We start from the raw sequence: 16644 nt of genomic DNA, 5'->3' as shown, positions 1-16644 counted from the left end.
TACCGGTACGAAGCCCTGGCTTGCCTGGCGGTGCGCCAGGCGCCCATCCACGAATCCCTGGCTTGCCCGGTGGCGGCCGGGCGCCCATCGTGGAGGGCATCGATCCTTAACGGCAGGGGTGATCGGCATGTCCGACGACGAGGTACGCCGCCTATTCCAGACCGTCGACGCGTTCGACCCCGACGGGTTCGCGAAGTTGCTGGCCGAGGACGCCACGATGGTGTTCGGCAACGCCGAGCCGCTGGTGGGCCGCGAGGCCGTCGCCGACGGGCTGCGCGCGTTCTACGCCACCATCGGCGGCCTGCGGCACCGGATCGTCAGGCACTGGCGGGCCGGCGCCGACACCGTCGCCGAGACCGAGGTCACCTACCGCCGGCTCGACGGCCGGGACGCCCGCGTCGCCGCCGTGACGATCTGGCGCACCCGCGACGACGGCCTGATCTCCGACTACCGCATCTTCATCGACCTGGCACCCGTGTACGCATCCTCATGACGCCCTGACGCCCCGACGCGCTGTCGCCCTTGCGCCCTGACGCGCTGAACGCCCGCCTCCGACGGCGACGTCCCGACCGGCTGGCGGGACCGGCTGGCGAGGCCGGCCGGTGGCATCGGGTGGCGGGACCGGGCGGCGGGATCGGGAGCGGTCAGGTGAAGTCCGCCTCCGTCATGCCGGGCGGATGGCCGGGCGGCCACTGGACGAGCTCGATCCGGTAGCCGTCCGGATCGGTCAGCCACGACGTCCAGAACCCCGGCCCCAGCTCCGCCGCCGGCTCGGCCGTGACGCCCTGGGCCGCGAGGCCGGCGATCGTGGCGTGGAGATCGTCCACCTGGATGACGAGGTGGTTGACGGCGCCGATGTCCTTCACGGGCCGCTCGGGATCGTGCACGAGTTCAAGGCTCACGTACGGGTCCCCGGGCAGCTTGAGCATGGTCAGGCTGCCGAACCCCGTCTCGGGGACCCGGCCGAGCTCGGCGTACCCGACGGCGGTGTAGAAGGCGAGCGAGCGTTCCAGGTCGGTGACCCGCAGCCCGAGGTGCAGCATGCGCATGCCGGCAGACTAGGGCCCGCCACGACGGGGCGGGGCGACATGTCGGGATAAGTCCGGCCGATGCCCGGTCGCCGCCCTGTCCCGCCCTGGCGCCCGCGCCGAGAATCGGTGTTCCACCACGGAGGAGGCTGACATGGCAATCACGGGAAAGACGGGACGCCGGCCGGTAGTCATTCTGGGCGCGGCGGCCGTACTCGGCACGGTCGTCACGCTGCTGACCGGCGGGAGCGCCGGCGCAAGCACGAGCGCGGGGACGAGCGCAGGGACGAGCGGTACGGCCGCGCTCGCGGTCGCCTGCAGCGACAGCGCCGTCCCCCGCGACTACTACTTCGACACGTCGTACAACAACCCCAACGCGTGCCTCAAGTGCCAGACCGCGGGCGCGGCGCTGGAGGCCACCGGCAACTGGCGGGCCTTCTGCAAGCGCCGCTACAACCCGGCCGGCACGCTCACCCGGGTGGACCTCTACCGCTTCTGCCTCGTCTGCCGCAGCCCCGAGGCGGTCCGCGCCGGCCGCCCGTGATCGCTCATGAGACGAGTTTGCCGAAGTCGGGGGCGTACACGGTCATCCACTGCGGACGCAGCCGGAAGTAGACCACGTCGTTGTCCCAGTCGAAGCCGTCCTCGCCGTAGTAGTCCTTGAAGTAGGCGAGCAGGTCGGGCCAGTCCGCCGCCGGCTCGCCGCCACGGGGGTTGAGGATCTCGGCCTCGCCGTGCGTGAACACGCCCAGCTCCTCGCCGGGCAGGTGCGCGGCGCTGACGGCGGGCCTGGCGGCGAGGTGGCGGGCCTTGGCCGCGCCTGGCGCGGTGCCGAAATGCCATCTCCCGTGCAGGAAGTGCCCGTCCACGCCGCTGATCCGCGGCTCGCCCTTCGCCGTCACGGTGGACAGGGCGAGCGTGCGCATGCCGGTGAGCACCTGGGTGAGCTGCTCGGCGGTCAGGGTGCTCTCGCCGCCGATGATCGAGCGGAGATGCGGGGTGGAACGGGCGAGGGAGGTGTCGAGGAGAGCTTGCAGTTCCTTCAGCTCTTCCGGCGTTTCGTGCATCGAGATCCTCGTGGAGTCATGCCCGGCCCCTTGTGGCCGGGCGTTGACGTCCATGCTGGGCCCTAAACCCGACACCTCCTGTCATCTTTCCGCCCACGATGACGCCTCACCCGACCGGCTGAGGCCCGGTCGGGCCTCAGCCGCCCTGCGGGCCGGTCGTGGGAGGGGTGCCGGAATCGCCCGTGCCGCCCGAGTCGCCGGTGCCGCCGGAATCTCCGGTTCCGCCAGAGTCACCGGTACCGCCCGTGTCGCCGGTGCCGCCGGAGTCGCCCGTACTGTCGGAATCGCCGTTGTCGTTCAACGTCGGGTCGCCGTCGTTCTCCAGCGGGTCCTCGTCGGACGTGCCGGTGTCGCCGTCGTCACCACCGTCGTCGACGGTGCTGTCGCCCGGGTCGCCGGCGCCGCAGGAGGGGTCGAAGGAGCAGGACGGGTCGCTGCCGAAGTCGTCGTCACCGAGCTCGTCCGGGTCCTTGGTCGGCTTGGGCTCCGGCTTGTTCACCAGGTCGTGCGGCTCGCCGGCGAAGGCGGGCTCGGGGAACGGCTCGACCGGCTTGCCCTCCATCGCGAGCGTCATGAAGTCGCGCCAGATCTTGGTGGGCGTGCCGGCGCCCTCGATGTTCCCGAGGGAGACCTCCTTGGGCAGCGGGTAGCCGTTGGCGTCCTTGATGACCTTCTTCGTCTTCGGGTTGATCTGCGGAACCTCTTTGTACATCCCGACGGCCGCGGACAGCTGCGGGGTGTAGCCGACGAACCAGGCTTCCTTGTTCTCGTTGTTGGTGCCGGTCTTGCCCGCGATCGGCCGGCCGCCGGGCAGCGCCGTGCCGCGGGCGGTGCCGTTCTTGACGACCTGCTGCATCGCGTACGTGGCGTCGGCGGCGGTGTCGGGGCTGATGACCGTGGTGGGCTTGTTCGCCTCCTGCAGCACGGTCTTGCCGGTGAACGCCTTGACCGAGATGACCACGTGGGCGTCGTGATGGACGCCGCCGTTGGCGAAGATGCCGTACCCGGTGGCCTGCTCGACGGGGGTGATCAGGCCGGCGCCGATGGACATGCCGTAGGCGTGGTCCTTGATGGCCAGGGACAGGTCCTTCTTGTCGATCCCGGCGCCCTCGGCGATCTTCTCGACCTCCTCCAGGCCGACCTCCTCCGCCATCGTGGCGAACGCCGTGTTCACCGACTGGGCGGTGGCCTTGTCGATCTGCACGGCCGCGCCGAGGTCGTGCGAGTTGCGGATCGGCTTGGTGCCCGGCAGCCTGACCGGGCCCTTGCCCGACACGTAGCTCTTGAGGCTGTAGCCGCTCTCCAGCCAGGCGGCCAGCACGTACGGTTTGAAGGCCGACGCGGCCTGCTTGTTGGCGTCGAAGGCGTTGTTGGTGAAGCTCTTCAGGTAGTCGCGGCCGCTGTAGAAGGCGATCACGCGGCCGTTGCGCGGGTCCACGGCGGCCATGTTCGCGTGGATGTTCTTGTCGCCGATGGCGGCGAGGTTGCTCTCGACCGTCTTCTTCGCGGCCCGCATCAGCCTCTTGTCGAACGTCGTCGTCACGCGGTAACCCTCGGCGCGCAGGCGCTCACGGGTGATCCCCCGCCGCTCCAGCTCACGCTGGACGATGTCGACCATGTAGCCGTTGATGCCCTTGAGCGTCTCCTTCTTGTCCGGCCTGGCGAGCTTGGGGAACTTCGCCGTGGTGCGCAGGGATCCGTACTTCGCCGGGTCGACGATCCCCATGCCGTCGATGACGTACGCGAACCGCTCCTTGGTCGGCGCGTAGTTCTTCTTCGCCTCCGCCGCGTCGAACGCGTCCGGGCTCTGGATCCGGCCGGCCAGGTAGGCGGCCTGGGCGGGGGTCAGCTTCTCCACGTCCCGGTCGAAGAACGCCTGGGCGGCGGCCTGGATGCCGTTCGCGCCGCGGCCGAAGTAGATCGTGTTGAGGTAGTTGGCCAGGATCTCGTCCTTGGACATCTCCTTGCCCGCGCGGATGGCGACGAAGATCTCCTTGACCTTCCGCTGAACCGTCCGCTCCTGGCTGAGGCCGTCGTAGTAGCCGCGAGCCATCTCCTGCGTGATCGTCGAGCCGCCCTGGACCTGCTGACCGGTCACCGTGCTCCACACCGCGCGCGCGATGCCCGACACCGAGATGCCGGGGTCTGTCCGGAACGTACGGTTCTCCGCGGCGATGAAGGCGTCCTGGACGTGCCGGGGGATCCGGGAGATCTCGACGATCTCGCGTTTCGTGCCCAGGCGGGCGATCTCGGTCTTGCCGTCCCGGTAGTAGATGATGCTGCCCTGCTCGATGGCGTGGTCCTGGGTGTCATCGGGCAGCGGCGTGTTGGCGTACGCGACCATGATCATGCCGAAGACGCCCGCCACCAGGACGGTGACGCCAGCCACCACGATCTTCCAGCTGGGGATGAAGCGCTTCCAGCCGCGACGGCGCGAGCCGCGCTCCCCCGCCGGCTCGTCACCACCGGGGCCGCCACCACCGGGACCGCCACCGCCAGGACCGTGCCCACCAGGCCCGCCAGGACCGCGGCCACCCGGACCGCCGGGACCCTGACCGTGACCGGCCTGAACGCCGGGACCGCCGGGACCGCCGTGACCACCAGGACCGTCACCGCCGGGCCCGCCGGCGCCGCCCTGTCTCCTGCGACCGCTCCTGCGCCGCCGCGAACCCGGCTGCGCGTCGGCCGGGGCACCTGATGGAACCTCGGACGGAACACCCGGACGGGCGCCCGGCTGGGGAGCCGGCCGCTCGGTGTGGGTCTCGGCATGGGCGGAGAAGGGCTCGCCGGAGGCGCCACCCTCGGACGGGCGCTGACGTCTCCCCGGTCGAGCCGACGCGCGGGTACGCCCTTCGGTCTCCCGAGGGCGGCCGGTCGGCTCCGGGCCGTTGCTGCTGTAACTCACGGGTCCTTCGATCATCCGGCGGCATGGTCTGCGACGTCATCGGCGACGGAACGCGGCCCGGCCAGGCGCCGTCGCCCCAGGCTCACGGAACGGACCGTGTCCCCGGAACCGGCGGCGGCGTGCCGTACCGGTCCGGCAGGTCGCCCGTTCCATGGACGAAGGAGACCAAACAGATGTCTCTAGGATAACTCTGGCAGACATTTACCACTCTGACGCATTATTTCCCCGTATTCGCGCCCCGAGCCCCCCGTCCGCCGGACCCCTTTCGCAGGTCAGAACGTCATGAGATACGCGTACGACCCATCCAGATATTGCGGGCGTGAAAGTACGTGTCGCCCGCCGGGCCCGGCTGGACGGGCCAGTCCTCGTCGTCGGGGCCGTCCAGGCCGGACGCCCAGGAACCCATCTGGAGGTTGACGATGAGGTACTGCGGGATGCCGGCCCAGCCCTTGCCCCGGTGCGTCGCCACCCATTCCAGCTGACCGCCGGTGGTGCCGAGGTAGTAGTCGCACATCACGTCGGGGCCGTCCTTGTACAGCCAGACGCGGTACTTGCGGAACGCCTGGTACGGGTCCGCGACGGGCAACGGCGCCCGCGTGACGAAGGCGTCGCCGTCCTGGGTCTCGCCCGGGTCGCCGCTGGAGGTCTGGTTCCAGGTGTTGAACAGGTTGGTCGAGTCGCCCACGTACTCGAGGATGTCGCTCTCCGGCGGCCAGTTCGGCTCTGTCCCCGTGGTCCAGAACGCCGGCCAGATCCCCAGCCCGGTCTGCGTCCTGAACTCGCCTTCGATGTCGTACTCGGGGAACTCGTCGTTGACGATGATCCGCTCCTTGGCGTGGATCGCGCCGGAGCGGTACCACAGCGGGGCGTGCGGCGCGTGCGCGCTCTCCCCGGCGGGCGCGGACAGCCTGGTCGCGGTCAGGGTCAGCACGCCCCCGGAGAGCGAGACCTGGCTCGCCCGCATCAGCGCGGCGCCGTTGTGGGTGTCGGGGTCGCCGTCCCAGGGGTAGAGGAGGTTCCACTCCCTGTCGAACTCCGTCCAGCTGTCGAACGACGACTTCTCGATCAGGTTCTCCCAGGTCCCGGCGGCACGGCCGGCGCGGGAGGCGGCCCGCGCCCCGGCGGCGTCGCGCGCCTCGGCGGAGGCGGCCCCTGCCCCGGCCGCCATTCCCAGGGCGAGACCACCCACGGCCGCAGCCGAGGTGAGGAGGCGGCGCCGGTTGATGCCGTATTCGGACATGGCTTCCCTTCGTCCCGCACCCGTGGCCGTCGGCCATGCCAGTGATCATGGTCAGACGGCACCAGTATGACCGAACGGATGGTGATCCGCGAGAGGTGATCATCGGGCACTCGGCAGCGCGTCGCCTGCGCGTTTAATGGCGAGCGATATCGCGCCTCGTCGGCTAGGTTGTGGCTGCCCAAAAGCCCCTTTTGACCAGACGGAATGGAGCACGCATGAGCAGCAGCGTGAGATTGATCCGGAACGAGCGGCTCGCGCAGGACGTCCCGTACGCCTACGCCGCGGCCGCCGACGCGCCGGTGCGCTCCATCTGGGTGGCCGGGGCCTGCCCCCTGGACCTCAAGGGCGAGACCGTCGCGGTCGGCGACTACGCCGGCCAGGCGCACCAGGTGATGCGCAACCTGGTGACCGCGCTGGAGGGAGCGGGCGCGTCGCTGACCGACGTCGTCAAGACCACCGTGTACGTGGCCTCCTCCCAGCAGAGCGACCTGGTGACGGCCTGGGAGGTGTATCGGGAGTACATGGGCGAGCACGACGTGCCCAGCACCTTGCTCGGCGTGACCGTGCTCGGCTACGCCGACCAGCTCGTCGAGGTCGAGGCGGTCGCCGTGCTCGCGAACCCGCCGGCGTCCGACTGACCGCCCAGAAACCCCCGCGCCCGACCAGCCCGAGCCAGTCTGAGCCAGCTTGAGCCGGGTCGGGTCGGGTCGGGTCGGGTCGGGTCGCGAAGCTTAGGACGGGCGGCTGAGCTCGCGCCGGTAGGCGTCCAGAACGAGGCCGTGGAAGTGGTGGACCGCGTGCTCCGACAGCCCCGAGCCGCCCGGGTCGTACACGATCTTCCCCTGGGTGAAGGCGGGGGTGCGCATCCCCCGCTGCACGCTCTCCACCAGGGCGATGTCCTCCACCTGCAGCACCTCGTCGATGTAGCGAATGCTGTCCAGCTCGGCCGCGTCCGGCTCCGCGGTCTCCAGGTAGAAGTCCCAGGTCTCGCGCGTGCGTTCGGGACCGTCGGGGATGATCTGCAGCACCATGAAGTTGCCGCGGCCCGGATAACGCAGCAGGCAGGTGTTGGGCCACAGCCACCACACGGCGTGCTCGGTGACCGTCGCGCCCGACACGTCGTAGGCGGAGTTCGCCGCCTGGCCGGCCTGGGCCATGTGGCTGGACCAGATCCCGTGCGTGGTGACCTGGTAGGTGCTCATGTCCACCAACGACACGAAGTCCTTGTGCGCGACGTGGCAGTGGTAGCACTCCAGGAAGTTGTCCACGACGTTCTTCCAGTTGGAGGCGATGTCGTAGGTGAGCCGGCGGGCGAGGGTCAGCTTGGCCACGTCCGGCGCCCGCGCCGCGATCTCCGCCTCCAGCCCCTCGGCCTGCGTGCTCAGCGGGGCCGCCTCGGGGTCGAGGTTGACGTAGACCATGCCGCCGAACTCGGCGACCTGGATCCGGTCCAGGCACACGCCCGAGGCGTCGAAGCCCGGCATGCCGCCGGTGTTTCGGGCCCGCCGCAACCTGCCGGTCAGGTCGAAATTCCAGGCGTGGTACGGGCACACGATGCTGCGCCGCACCCCGGATCCGGACAGCAGCTCGTGCGCCCGGTGCTTGCACACGTTGTAGAAGGCCCGCAGCGTGCCGGCCTCGTCGCGGACGGCGACGATCGGCAGGCCGGCCACCGTGCCCGTCACGTAGGCGCCCGCCTCCCGCAGCAGCTCCGCATGGCACAGCCACTGCCACGTGCGGGAGAAGATCGCCCGCTGGTCGACGCCGAACCAGGCCGGATCGGTGTAGGCGTCGGCGTGCAGCGACATCGACAGCGCGGGGTCGGGGTCGTAGCCGGCGCTGATGTGATCGAGGGCGGGGATCGCGTCCGAGGTCACCGTGCCTCCCGTACGGACGCCGGACGCCTGCGCGACGGCATCCCGGCGTTCCGGATCTGGGCGTTCCGGTCAGAAGGAGATTAAGCAGCCGGACAGGGCACGATCAAGCCCTCGTGGAGTGATCAGCCTTGTGGTTTCAGTGACATATCCGGTCCGGACCGAATACGGTGTGTCGTTGACGATCGGCCAAAGCCCGCCAGTCCCGGGAGTCTGCTCTTGCGTACCGCAGCCGCGATCCTGTCCTTCATACTCGCCATCACCCTGCCACCCGCCGTCCCGGCCGGCGCCGTCCCCGCCGCTGCCCCCGCCGCAGTTCCCGCGCCGGCCGCCGCCCCCGCGTCCGCCGCCGCCCTGGCCGCCCTGCCGGGCGGAAAGTCCACGTACGTCGTCTCACAAGGTCATCTGAAGGCCTCGTCGCAGCAGAACTGGCTGCGGCTGGGCAACTACCGCTTCGCCGCCAACGGCACGGTCAGCACCTCCCTCTACCTGTGGTGGCAGCGCAACCCCAAGGCCAGGCAGCGCACCGGCACCAGGCCCGACCCGAGCTGCACCACCAAGGCCGGCGGCTCCGCCTCCAAGCCCCGGGCCTGCGAGGTGCTCACCGCCGGCGGGTTCACCGGTGCCCCCGACGAGAGCCGTAGCGGCACGTACACCGTCGCGGGCGACGTGCTCACCATCCGGTGGAAGATCGCCCAGAAGTGGACCGAGCAGTGGAACGTGCGGCGCTCGCCGGACGGCAAGCTGGCCCGCCTCGACCTCAAGAGCAGCTCGCTGGCCACGCACGGCTACGGCTACGGCAGCAACGCCTCGTTCGGCACCCGGCGCGCGATGACCTCGGTCAAGGCGTTCCCCGGCTCGCTGCGGCAGGACCTGACGAGCTGGGCCAGCGGCAAGATGGTCAACTCGCTCAACCAGCCGTTCGGCCTCTCCGCCTTCCGCGCCTGCGCCGCCACCACGTCGTGCCTGACGTACCTGCAACCGTCCTCGCGCGGCGCCTGCCAGAAGTCGGGCGGCTGCCCCAAGTACGGCGGCGGGACGCGCGCCAACGTCAGCTCGATCCAGTACTACCTGACGATGATCTCCAAGACCGACCGCCGCGACACGCTCTGGCACTGGTGCACGTGCCTGGCCATGGAGCGGGGCCAGTTCTGCTACACGGGCAACTCGCACGTCAAGCCGCTCATGCAGATCATCGACGACTCGGGCGCCTTCCGCGGCTGGGTCGGCGCGGAGGCGTCCTTCTCGACCGGGTCACGGGCGACGGACATGCTGGCGGTGCTGCGCATCTCCGACTTCCGCTGAGAACGGCTCGAATCCGCGCGAAAGCGCAGCCCGTCGATGAGGAGGGCGACCATGCGCCGGCTGTGTCCGGCGCCGTCGCCCTCCACCGGCAGGCACAGATGGCCCACGGCGTACAGCAACTCCTCGGGGCTGACGCCGTCCCCGATCTCGCCGTGGGCCGCCGCGGCGTCGAGCGCCGCTCCCGGTCCGTACGCCGCGCTCAGCTCCGGCGCCACGTCGGCGCAGGCGTCCACCTCGCGCTGGAACACGGCCTTGACCAGGTCCGAGCGCTGCGGGAAGTGCCGGTACAACGTTCCCACACCGACGCCGGCCAGATCGGCGATCCGCTTGGCCGGCGCGTCCACGCCCTCCGCGGCGAAGACGGCTTTCGCCGCCGCGAGCAGGGCGTCCAGGTTCCGCCGCGCGTCAGCGCGTAGCGGCCGCGCCACGCGTCGCTTTTCCCCGCGTCCTCCGTCACGTCCCTCCCTCGCGCTTGCTTAATCGGAACAGCGTTCCGTATAGTTCCGGAGAGGCGTTCCGTTTCGGGTTCCAGCGTACGGCATCCGTACGGCCGCCCCCGCATTCCCCTTTCCCACCTCAGGAGACATCCGCATGCAGTACCGCACTCTCGGCGGAACCGGCATCCAGGTCAGCCCCTTCGCGCTGGGCGCCATGATGTTGGGCGGCCTCGGCAACCCCGACCACGACGACTCGATCAAGATCATCCACCGGGCCCTGGACGCGGGGATCAACTTCGTCGACACCGCCGACATGTACGCGGGCGGCGAGTCCGAGGAGATCGTCGGCAAGGCGCTCAAGGGCCGCCGTGACGAGGTCGTGCTCGCCACCAAGGGCCGCTTCCCGGTGAACTTCAACCCCCGCGGCGGGACCTCGTTCGTCCCCAACCAGTCGGGCGCCTCCCGCCGCTGGCTGATCCGCGCCGTGGAGGGCTCGCTGCGCCGCCTGGGCACCGACTACATCGACCTCTACCAGATCCACCAGCCCGACCCGGACACCGACTTCGAGGAGACCCTGTCGGCGCTCACCGACCTGGTGCGGGCCGGCAAGATCCGAGCGTTCGGCACCTCGTCGATGCCGGCCTCGGACATCGTGCGGGCCCACTGGATCGCCGAACGGCGCGGCCTCATGCGCCCGCGCGCCGAGCAGCCGCCGTACTCGATACTCAACCGCGGCGTCGAGCGCGAGGTCCTGCCCGCCGTGCAGGAGTTCGGCATGGGCACCCTGGTCTGGAGCCCGCTCGCCGGCGGCCTGCTCACCGGCCGCTACCGCAAGAACCAGCAGAGCACCGCGCACCGGGCCCAGTTCGGGTTCGGGCACCTGAAGGACGAGCGCCGCCTGGACGCGGTCGAACGGCTCATCCCGCTCGCCGAGGAGGCCGGGATGCCGCTGAACCACCTGGCCATGGCCTTCGTCATCGCCCACCCCGGCGTCACGTCGGCGATCATCGGGCCGCGCACCATGGAGCACCTGGACAGCTCTCTCGCCGGGCTCGACGTCACGCTCACCGACGACGTCCTCGACCGGATCGACGAGATCGTGCCGCCCGGCACCGACGTCGGCCGGCTCGACATGGCCTACGACCCGCCCGCCATCCTGCGGCCCGGCCTGCGCCGACGGCCCGCCGGAGAGCGCGCCGCCGCCTGATCACCCCGACTCCAGGAGGACCTCATGACTCATCGGCAACATCCCATCGGTACGGGCTTCACCGCCGCGTCGACGGCCGGCGAGGTGCTCAAGGGCATCGACCTGACCGGTACGAACGTGGTCATCACCGGCGGTCACGCCGGGCTCGGCCTGGAGACCACCCGCGCGCTCAGCAGGGCGGGCGCGTCCATCATCGCGGGGGCGCGCGACCCCGGCCGCGCCGCCGCCGCGCTGGCCGGGCTCGAAGGCGTCGAGATCGACCGGCTGGACCTGCTCGACCCGGCCTCGATCGACGCCTTCGCCGCCCGGTTCGTCGATTCCGGCCGCCCGCTGCACGTCCTGATCAACAACGCCGGCGGCAGCACGGCCGGGCGGGTCCTGGACGCGCGCGGTTACGAGTCGACGTTCGCGGCCAACCATCTCGGGCACTTCCAGCTGACCCTCGGCCTACGGCCCGCGCTGCGTGCCGCGCACGGCGCCCGGGTCGTGAACGTGTCCTCCGGCGCCCATCGGATCTGCGACATCCGCTGGGACGACCCGCACTTCGCCACCGGTTTCGAGGGTCACCTGGCCTACGGCCAGTCCAAGACCGCCAACGTGCTCTTCGCCGTGGAACTGGACCGGCGCTGGTCCGGCGACGGGATCCGGGGTTACGCCCTGCATCCGGGCATCGTCGTCGCCACGACCCTGACCCACCTGGCGTCCGCGCAGGACGACGGGAGGTCCGTACAGGGGCTGTTCGACATGGACCAGTTGCGGGCCCAGCGGCTCGTCGACGACGCCGGCCGGCCGATCATCGATCCCGACCGGGAGAAGAAGACCCCGGAGCAGGGGGCCGCCACCATCGTGTTCGCGGCGGCCGGCCCGCAGCTCGCCGGGATCGGCGGCGTCTATCTGAAGAACAGCGACATCGCACCACTGAACGACACTCCGTCGGTCACCACCATGGTCGGCGGCGAACCGGTGGTGGTGACCGATGTCGCACCGCACGCCATAGATCCCGCGTCAGCGCGACGCCTGTGGGAACTGAGCGAGCAACTGCTCAAGGCGTGACCGCCCCCACTCCCCCGCGCGGGGGAAGCGCCTGGCGCGGGCGGGGGATGGCGGGGCCGGCCGTGGCCGCGAGACTCGCGGCCATGAGAGTACGTGCCGAGATCGGCGCCCCCACCTGGCCGCGCCACGCCGCCGGGTTCGCCGCGGTCGGGGCGATGTCCCTCTACCTGCTGGTCAAGGTCGTCTGGATCGCCCTGGAGTTGCTCCACGGCACGGCCGACTGGGTGCTGCTCAACGCGGTCACGGTGGTGATGGCCGTGGCCGGGATCGGGCTGGGGCTGGAACTGGCGCTGGTCGTCGGCCTGCCGCTCTACCTGCGCGATCGGTGGCCGTGGGCCTTCGCCGGCCGGGCCGGGGCGGGCGCCCGTACCCGGTGGATCATGGTGCCGCCCGCGGCGCTCGCCGTGCTGTGGACCTACTGGGCCGCGGGCGGGACCGCCGGCCTCGACCCGTCGGCGCCGCCGGGGGCGGGCGCCGACGCCCGGCGCCGGGCGAGTACCGCTGGCTGGCGCTGTCCGAACATGTCGTGGCCGTGGGGGCGGGCCTCGCCATGGTCGTGACACTGGTACGAAGCACGCGCCCGCCTTCAGACGACCGGCCCGCCGATCGCCACCGGCGGAACCGCGGCCCACGTCATCACGCCGACGGGACGGCGTGACCGAGCCCAGCCAGGCGGCGGGCGGACTCCGTGCCGGGCTCGGCGTGATAGACGACCAGAAGCTGTCCGTCGGCGCCGGCGATGGCGAGCTTGTCGCGATACAGCTCCAGATCGCCGGCCTGCGGATGGCGGAGCCTGGTGATCTGCGACTCGCGTCGGCGTACGTCGTGGCGGGCCCACAACGCGCGGAACCGGTCGCTCTTGAGCGACAGTTCGCCTACGAGCGCCGCCAGGCGCGGATCGTCGTCGCCCGGCCCCAAGGAGGCCCTGAGCTGGGCGACGACGCTCGCCGTGGCCTGCGCCCAGTCCCGGTGCAGCTCCCGCTCCCGTGGGTCGAGGAAGGCCGCGCGCAGCCGGTTGACGCCGGGCGCCAGGTTCGGCGAAAGGGCGCGAGCCATGGCGTTGGCCCTCAGGACGTCGAAGTACCTCCCCTGGACGAACGCCGGCTGCGGCATCCCGTCCAGCAGAAGCCGGATGCTCACCGGCACCTTCTCCGGCGCCCCGCGCGACTCCCGGCGGGGACGGTCGCCCACCAGACCCCGCAGATAGGCGGTGGCGTCCTCGTCGAGCCGCAGGACCCTGGCCAGCGCTTCGATCACCTGCGCCGAGGGGTTGCGGTCGCGGCCCTGCTCCAGGCGCAGGTAGTAGTCGGAGCTGATGCCCGCGAGCGTCGCGACCTCCTCGCGGCGCAGGCCGGGCACGAACTCCACGATAGGACGGCCGCGGCAGTGGTGAGTGTTCCTGACACTCCCAGGAACAGCGAGGTACTGCCGTGCTTTCGCCCCGTGCCGGAAAGTGGCCTCATGAACACGACACTTCCCGGCGGGGGCCTCACCCTCACCGACGACCTCACCCTCGGCCGCATGGGCTACGGCGCCATGCAACTCGCGGGACCCGGCGTGTTCGGGCCGCCCAAGGATCGCGGGCAGGCGGTCGCCGTGCTGCGCGAGGCGGTCGAACTCGGCGTGAACCACATCGACACCAGCGACTTCTACGGCCCGGTCGTCGTCAACGAGCTCATCAGGCAGGCCCTGCATCCCTATCCGGCCGGCCTGCACCTGGTCACCAAGGTCGGCGCCCGCCGCGGCCCCGACGGCTCGTGGAACCCCTCGCTGGAACCGGCGGACCTCAAGGCGCAGGTCCACGAGAACCTCCGGCATCTCGGCCTGGACGTCCTCGACGTGGTCAACCTGCGCCTCGCCTCGGTCGCGGGCACCACTGACGACTCGATCGCCGAGCAGTTCGGCGCGCTGGCGGAGTTGCGCGAGCAGGGCCTGATCCGCCACCTGGGCCTCAGCGGCGTCTCGGCCGCGCAGCTCACCGAGGCGCAGGCCATCGCGCCGGTCGTCACCGTCCAGAATCTCTACAACCTCGCCAACCGGCAGGACGACGCCCTGCTCGAACGGTGCGCGGCCGAGAACATCGCGTACGTCCCGTTCTTCCCGCTCGGCGGCTACAACCCGCTGCAGTCCGCGGCCCTCGCCGGCGTGGCGGACCGGCTGGGGGCGTCGCGGCAGCAGGTCGCGCTGGCCTGGCTGCTGCGGCGCTCACCCGTCATGGCGGTGATCCCCGGCACGTCGTCCGTGGCGCACTTGCGGGAGAACGTCGCCGCGGCCGGCCTGGACCTGCCCGCCGACGCGGTCGCCGAACTGGACGCGGCCGGCGCGTGAAGCCGCGTACCGGCCGGACGGTCGCCTTCGGCTAGCGGGGTGTCCCCGGATCCGGGGAGGCTCCTGACCGGGCACCGGGCACGAGCGTGGCGAGGCTGGACAGCACGGTTTCCGTCATGGTGGTCAGGTCGGTGTCGTCGTCGCCTGCCAGCCAGCGCAGGTAGGCCGTACGGAAGACCTGGACCCCCGCGCTGGCCGCGAGCTCCGCGAGGTCAGGGGCGATGCCGCGCCGGCGGAGCGCGTCGCTGAGCCCTTCGGCCACCTGGTGCTGCTTCACCAGGTCCCGCTCCAGCAGTTGCGGGGTCGCCGCGATCATCGCGTTCCGCCGGTGCTGGGTCTCCCGTGATCCGAGTCTCTCCCAGTCGAAACCGGCCAGGGTCCGGACCACCGCCAGGAGCGGCTCCGAGACGTCGGCCGCCTGGAGGAGGTCGTGGACGAGCGTCTCCTTGAGCGTGTCCGCGTCGGCGAAGATGACCTCTTCCTTGTCCCGGAAGTAGCGGAAGAAAGTGCGGGTGGTGACGCGGGCGCGTTCGGCGATCTGGACGGCGCTGGTGTCCTCGAACCCCTGCTCCTGGAACAGCTCCAGAGCGGCCTGTTTCAGCCGTTCTTCGCTGCCGTGTTCCCACCGAGGCATAGCCGCAACCATATCGGCCTGGCGTACGTGTCCGATGTCACACCGCGACATCGGTTCGGGCCTGATGTCACGCCGCGACATCACTGTTAGTGTGATGTCACGCCAAGACAACAGAAGGATGGGGATCGCCATGACCGGCAGCCCGAGCGGAACGAGGATGCCCGCGGTGAAGCGCATCCAATATCACCGCTACGGCGGCCCTGAGGTCCTGCGGCTGGAGGACTTCGAGCCGCCACGCCCAGGCCGGGGCGAGGTGCGGGTGCGGGTGCGGGCCGCGGCCGCCAACGCGATGGACTGGAAGATGCGCAACGGCGAGATGCGTCTCATGACCGGTCGCGGCTTCCCGCGCGGGGTCGGCAACGACTTCGCGGGCGTCGTCGAGGCGGTCGGCGCGGACGTCACCAGGTTGAAGGCCGGCGACGAGGTGCTCGGCGGCACGAGTCTCAAAGGGGCGGGGGCGTTCGCCGAGATGGTCATCGCCGCCGAGCAGACGGTGGTACGCAAGCCGGTGGAGCTCTCCTACGAGCAGGCCGCGGCGATCCCGGTCGTCGGGATCACCGCGTTCCAGGCCATGCTCGGCAAGGGGAAGGTGCGGCCAGGGCAGAGCGTCTTCATCAACGGCTGCCTGGGCGGCGTCGGCCGGGCCGCCGCCCAGATCGCGCTGATGTCGGGCGCCTCGGTGGGCGGCAGTTGCCGGGCCACCGTCGTCCAGGAGGCACGCGAGCTCGGCGTCGACCCGATCGTCACGTTCGGCTTCGACCCGAAGCAGCTCGAAGGGCGCTTCGACCTGGTCTTCGACACCGCCGGCACGCTCTCCGCCGCAGCGGCGCGGACGCTGCTGAAGCCCGGCGGCCGCATCCTGGACATCGTCCCCACGGCGTTGAAGTTCGCGCGAAGCGCCCTGCCGGGGCCCTACCAGGTGCTGATGGGCCGGCCCAGCACGAACGACCTCGACCTGGTGACGCGGCTGGCCGCGCAGGGAGCGTTGCGGATCCCGATCGCCAGGACCGTGCCGCTCGCCGACGCGATCCCGGTGCTGACCGAGCTCGAACGCCACGGCACCCCCAAGAACGGCAAGCTGATCGTCACCGCGGGCTGACCGCCTCGCTCGCCCTGCCCGCCCTGCCCGGCCTGGTCAGACCGGGATGGCGCCGAGCTGCTTCAGCTGGGAGAAGACGTCGACGACCCCCCACAGCTCGGCGACCTTGCCGTCCTCGAAGCGGGCGATGAAGATCTCGCCGTAGGTAACGGAGCGGCCCGTCGGCGCCAGACCCCTGAACTCGCCCTGGTGGGTTCCGGTGACCGTGTTCCTGGAGACGACCTTGTCGCCCTCGGAGATCACGTCCTCGACCGTGACCCGGATGTCGGGGAACGCGCGAAGGAGCACCTCCCACACCTGTTTCATCGCCTGCGGGCCCGTCGTGCCCATCGGCACCGGCGCGTGGAACAGCACGTCCGGACGGACGAGCTCGTCGATCGCCTTCGCGATGAGCTCCCCGTCGCCGCCGTTGACGACCTCGTGGAAGCGCAGGAACGTCTCTTTGTTGCTGCCTGACTGGGACATGT

Annotated in this window: 18 protein-coding genes; 9 read left to right on the top strand and 9 right to left on the bottom strand. The window is 70.8% G+C overall.

Annotation, left to right across the window (positions count from 1 at the left end; all coding sequences use genetic code 11):
- Positions 1 to 127 precede the first annotated feature (127 nt).
- Complete coding sequence (locus AB0C27_RS14150) at positions 128 to 493, top strand: nuclear transport factor 2 family protein (RefSeq protein WP_357842897.1); 366 nt, start codon at positions 128 to 130, stop codon at positions 491 to 493.
- 151 nt (positions 494 to 644) lie between these two features.
- On the opposite strand, the gene AB0C27_RS14145 is transcribed toward AB0C27_RS14150, so the two are convergent.
- Positions 645 to 1049, bottom strand: coding sequence for a VOC family protein (locus AB0C27_RS14145; RefSeq protein WP_357842894.1), 405 nt, complete (start codon positions 1047 to 1049; stop codon positions 645 to 647).
- A 133-nt stretch (positions 1050 to 1182) separates the two neighbouring features.
- Between AB0C27_RS14145 and AB0C27_RS14140 the strand changes: the two genes are divergently transcribed.
- Positions 1183 to 1572 carry a hypothetical protein gene (locus AB0C27_RS14140; RefSeq protein ID WP_357842891.1) on the top strand — a complete coding sequence of 130 codons (390 nt, stop codon included), beginning with the start codon at positions 1183 to 1185 and terminating at the stop codon, positions 1570 to 1572.
- Between the two features lie 4 nt (positions 1573 to 1576).
- On the opposite strand, the gene AB0C27_RS14135 is transcribed toward AB0C27_RS14140, so the two are convergent.
- Together AB0C27_RS14135 and AB0C27_RS14130 are read right to left on the bottom strand one after the other, a co-directional pair.
- On the bottom strand, positions 1577 to 2095 hold the full coding sequence (locus AB0C27_RS14135) for a pyridoxamine 5'-phosphate oxidase family protein (protein ID WP_357842889.1): 519 nt from the start codon (positions 2093 to 2095) through the stop codon (positions 1577 to 1579).
- 136 nt (positions 2096 to 2231) lie between these two features.
- Positions 2232 to 4484: a transglycosylase domain-containing protein gene (locus AB0C27_RS14130; protein WP_357842886.1), complete on the bottom strand. Its 2253-nt coding sequence runs from the start codon at positions 4482 to 4484 to the stop codon at positions 2232 to 2234.
- 114 nt (positions 4485 to 4598) lie between these two features.
- On the opposite strand from AB0C27_RS14130, the gene AB0C27_RS14125 reads away from it, so the two are divergent.
- Positions 4599 to 4793 (top strand): hypothetical protein, encoded by a 195-nt coding sequence (locus AB0C27_RS14125; protein WP_357842883.1) that lies wholly within the window; start codon positions 4599 to 4601, stop codon positions 4791 to 4793.
- Between the two features lie 487 nt (positions 4794 to 5280).
- Here AB0C27_RS14125 and AB0C27_RS14120 read toward each other — a convergent pair whose 3' ends face one another.
- Positions 5281 to 6240 carry a hypothetical protein gene (locus tag AB0C27_RS14120; RefSeq protein WP_357842880.1) on the bottom strand — a complete coding sequence of 320 codons (960 nt, stop codon included), beginning with the start codon at positions 6238 to 6240 and terminating at the stop codon, positions 5281 to 5283.
- Between the two features lie 215 nt (positions 6241 to 6455).
- On the opposite strand from AB0C27_RS14120, the gene AB0C27_RS14115 reads away from it, so the two are divergent.
- Positions 6456 to 6878, top strand: a complete 423-nt coding sequence (locus AB0C27_RS14115; protein WP_357842877.1) for a RidA family protein — start codon at positions 6456 to 6458, stop codon at positions 6876 to 6878.
- A gap of 93 nt (positions 6879 to 6971) precedes the next feature.
- Here AB0C27_RS14115 and AB0C27_RS14110 read toward each other — a convergent pair whose 3' ends face one another.
- Entirely contained in the window at positions 6972 to 8117 is a 1146-nt protein-coding gene (locus AB0C27_RS14110; RefSeq protein WP_357842874.1) for a ring-hydroxylating oxygenase subunit alpha, read from the bottom strand.
- A gap of 1151 nt (positions 8118 to 9268) precedes the next feature.
- A complete protein-coding gene (locus AB0C27_RS14105; RefSeq protein ID WP_357842872.1) occupies positions 9269 to 9847 on the bottom strand; it encodes a helix-turn-helix domain-containing protein in 579 nt (192 codons plus the stop codon).
- 163 nt (positions 9848 to 10010) lie between these two features.
- Here AB0C27_RS14105 and AB0C27_RS14100 point away from each other — a divergent pair, with 163 nt between their 5' ends.
- The 3 genes from AB0C27_RS14100 (at position 10011) to AB0C27_RS14090 (ending at position 12676) form a co-directional block, all read left to right on the top strand.
- A complete protein-coding gene (locus AB0C27_RS14100) occupies positions 10011 to 11063 on the top strand; it encodes an aldo/keto reductase (protein WP_357842869.1) in 1053 nt (350 codons plus the stop codon).
- A 24-nt stretch (positions 11064 to 11087) separates the two neighbouring features.
- Entirely contained in the window at positions 11088 to 12116 is a 1029-nt protein-coding gene (locus AB0C27_RS14095) for an SDR family NAD(P)-dependent oxidoreductase (protein WP_357842866.1), read from the top strand.
- Between the two features lie 83 nt (positions 12117 to 12199).
- Complete coding sequence (locus AB0C27_RS14090) at positions 12200 to 12676, top strand: hypothetical protein (RefSeq protein WP_357842863.1); 477 nt, start codon at positions 12200 to 12202, stop codon at positions 12674 to 12676.
- A gap of 76 nt (positions 12677 to 12752) precedes the next feature.
- Here the strand turns inward: AB0C27_RS14090 and AB0C27_RS14085 are convergent, their stop codons facing one another.
- Entirely contained in the window at positions 12753 to 13484 is a 732-nt protein-coding gene (locus tag AB0C27_RS14085; protein ID WP_357842860.1) for a helix-turn-helix transcriptional regulator, read from the bottom strand.
- Positions 13485 to 13577: 93 nt separating this feature from the next.
- On the opposite strand from AB0C27_RS14085, the gene AB0C27_RS14080 reads away from it, so the two are divergent.
- Entirely contained in the window at positions 13578 to 14444 is an 867-nt protein-coding gene (locus AB0C27_RS14080; protein WP_357842857.1) for an oxidoreductase, read from the top strand.
- Between the two features lie 31 nt (positions 14445 to 14475).
- On the opposite strand, the gene AB0C27_RS14075 is transcribed toward AB0C27_RS14080, so the two are convergent.
- A complete protein-coding gene (locus AB0C27_RS14075; RefSeq protein WP_357842855.1) occupies positions 14476 to 15078 on the bottom strand; it encodes a TetR family transcriptional regulator in 603 nt (200 codons plus the stop codon).
- A 166-nt stretch (positions 15079 to 15244) separates the two neighbouring features.
- Between AB0C27_RS14075 and AB0C27_RS14070 the strand changes: the two genes are divergently transcribed.
- Positions 15245 to 16177, top strand: coding sequence for an NADP-dependent oxidoreductase (locus AB0C27_RS14070; RefSeq protein ID WP_357842852.1), 933 nt, complete (start codon positions 15245 to 15247; stop codon positions 16175 to 16177).
- Between the two features lie 36 nt (positions 16178 to 16213).
- Here the strand turns inward: AB0C27_RS14070 and AB0C27_RS14065 are convergent, their stop codons facing one another.
- Positions 16214 to 16642, bottom strand: a complete 429-nt coding sequence (locus AB0C27_RS14065; protein WP_357842849.1) for an ester cyclase — start codon at positions 16640 to 16642, stop codon at positions 16214 to 16216.
- Positions 16643 to 16644: the final 2 nt, after the last annotated feature.

Source organism: Nonomuraea sp. NPDC048882, assembly GCF_040649755.1.
In the GTDB taxonomy this organism is placed as follows: Bacteria; Actinomycetota; Actinomycetes; order Streptosporangiales; family Streptosporangiaceae; genus Nonomuraea; species Nonomuraea maheshkhaliensis.
The sequence above is the reverse complement of the archived record's forward strand: the minus strand, read 5'-3'. Positions and strand labels throughout refer to the sequence as shown.

Bases quoted from the DNA above. Each gene is read 5' to 3' on its own strand.
- AB0C27_RS14150 (WP_357842897.1), top strand. From the start codon at position 128: ATGTCCGACGACGAGGTACGCCGCCTATTCCAGACCGTCGACGCGTTC.
- AB0C27_RS14075 (WP_357842855.1), bottom strand. From the start codon at position 15,078: ATGCCTCGGTGGGAACACGGCAGCGAAGAACGGCTGAAACAGGCCGCT.
- AB0C27_RS14080 (WP_357842857.1), top strand. From the start codon at position 13,578: ATGAACACGACACTTCCCGGCGGGGGCCTCACCCTCACCGACGACCTC.
- AB0C27_RS14115 (WP_357842877.1), top strand. From the start codon at position 6,456: ATGAGCAGCAGCGTGAGATTGATCCGGAACGAGCGGCTCGCGCAGGAC.
- AB0C27_RS14065 (WP_357842849.1), bottom strand. From the start codon at position 16,642: ATGTCCCAGTCAGGCAGCAACAAAGAGACGTTCCTGCGCTTCCACGAG.
- AB0C27_RS14145 (WP_357842894.1), bottom strand. From the start codon at position 1,049: ATGCGCATGCTGCACCTCGGGCTGCGGGTCACCGACCTGGAACGCTCG.
- AB0C27_RS14140 (WP_357842891.1), top strand. From the start codon at position 1,183: ATGGCAATCACGGGAAAGACGGGACGCCGGCCGGTAGTCATTCTGGGC.
- AB0C27_RS14095 (WP_357842866.1), top strand. From the start codon at position 11,088: ATGACTCATCGGCAACATCCCATCGGTACGGGCTTCACCGCCGCGTCG.
- AB0C27_RS14135 (WP_357842889.1), bottom strand. From the start codon at position 2,095: ATGCACGAAACGCCGGAAGAGCTGAAGGAACTGCAAGCTCTCCTCGAC.
- AB0C27_RS14120 (WP_357842880.1), bottom strand. From the start codon at position 6,240: ATGTCCGAATACGGCATCAACCGGCGCCGCCTCCTCACCTCGGCTGCG.
- AB0C27_RS14090 (WP_357842863.1), top strand. From the start codon at position 12,200: ATGAGAGTACGTGCCGAGATCGGCGCCCCCACCTGGCCGCGCCACGCC.
- AB0C27_RS14100 (WP_357842869.1), top strand. From the start codon at position 10,011: ATGCAGTACCGCACTCTCGGCGGAACCGGCATCCAGGTCAGCCCCTTC.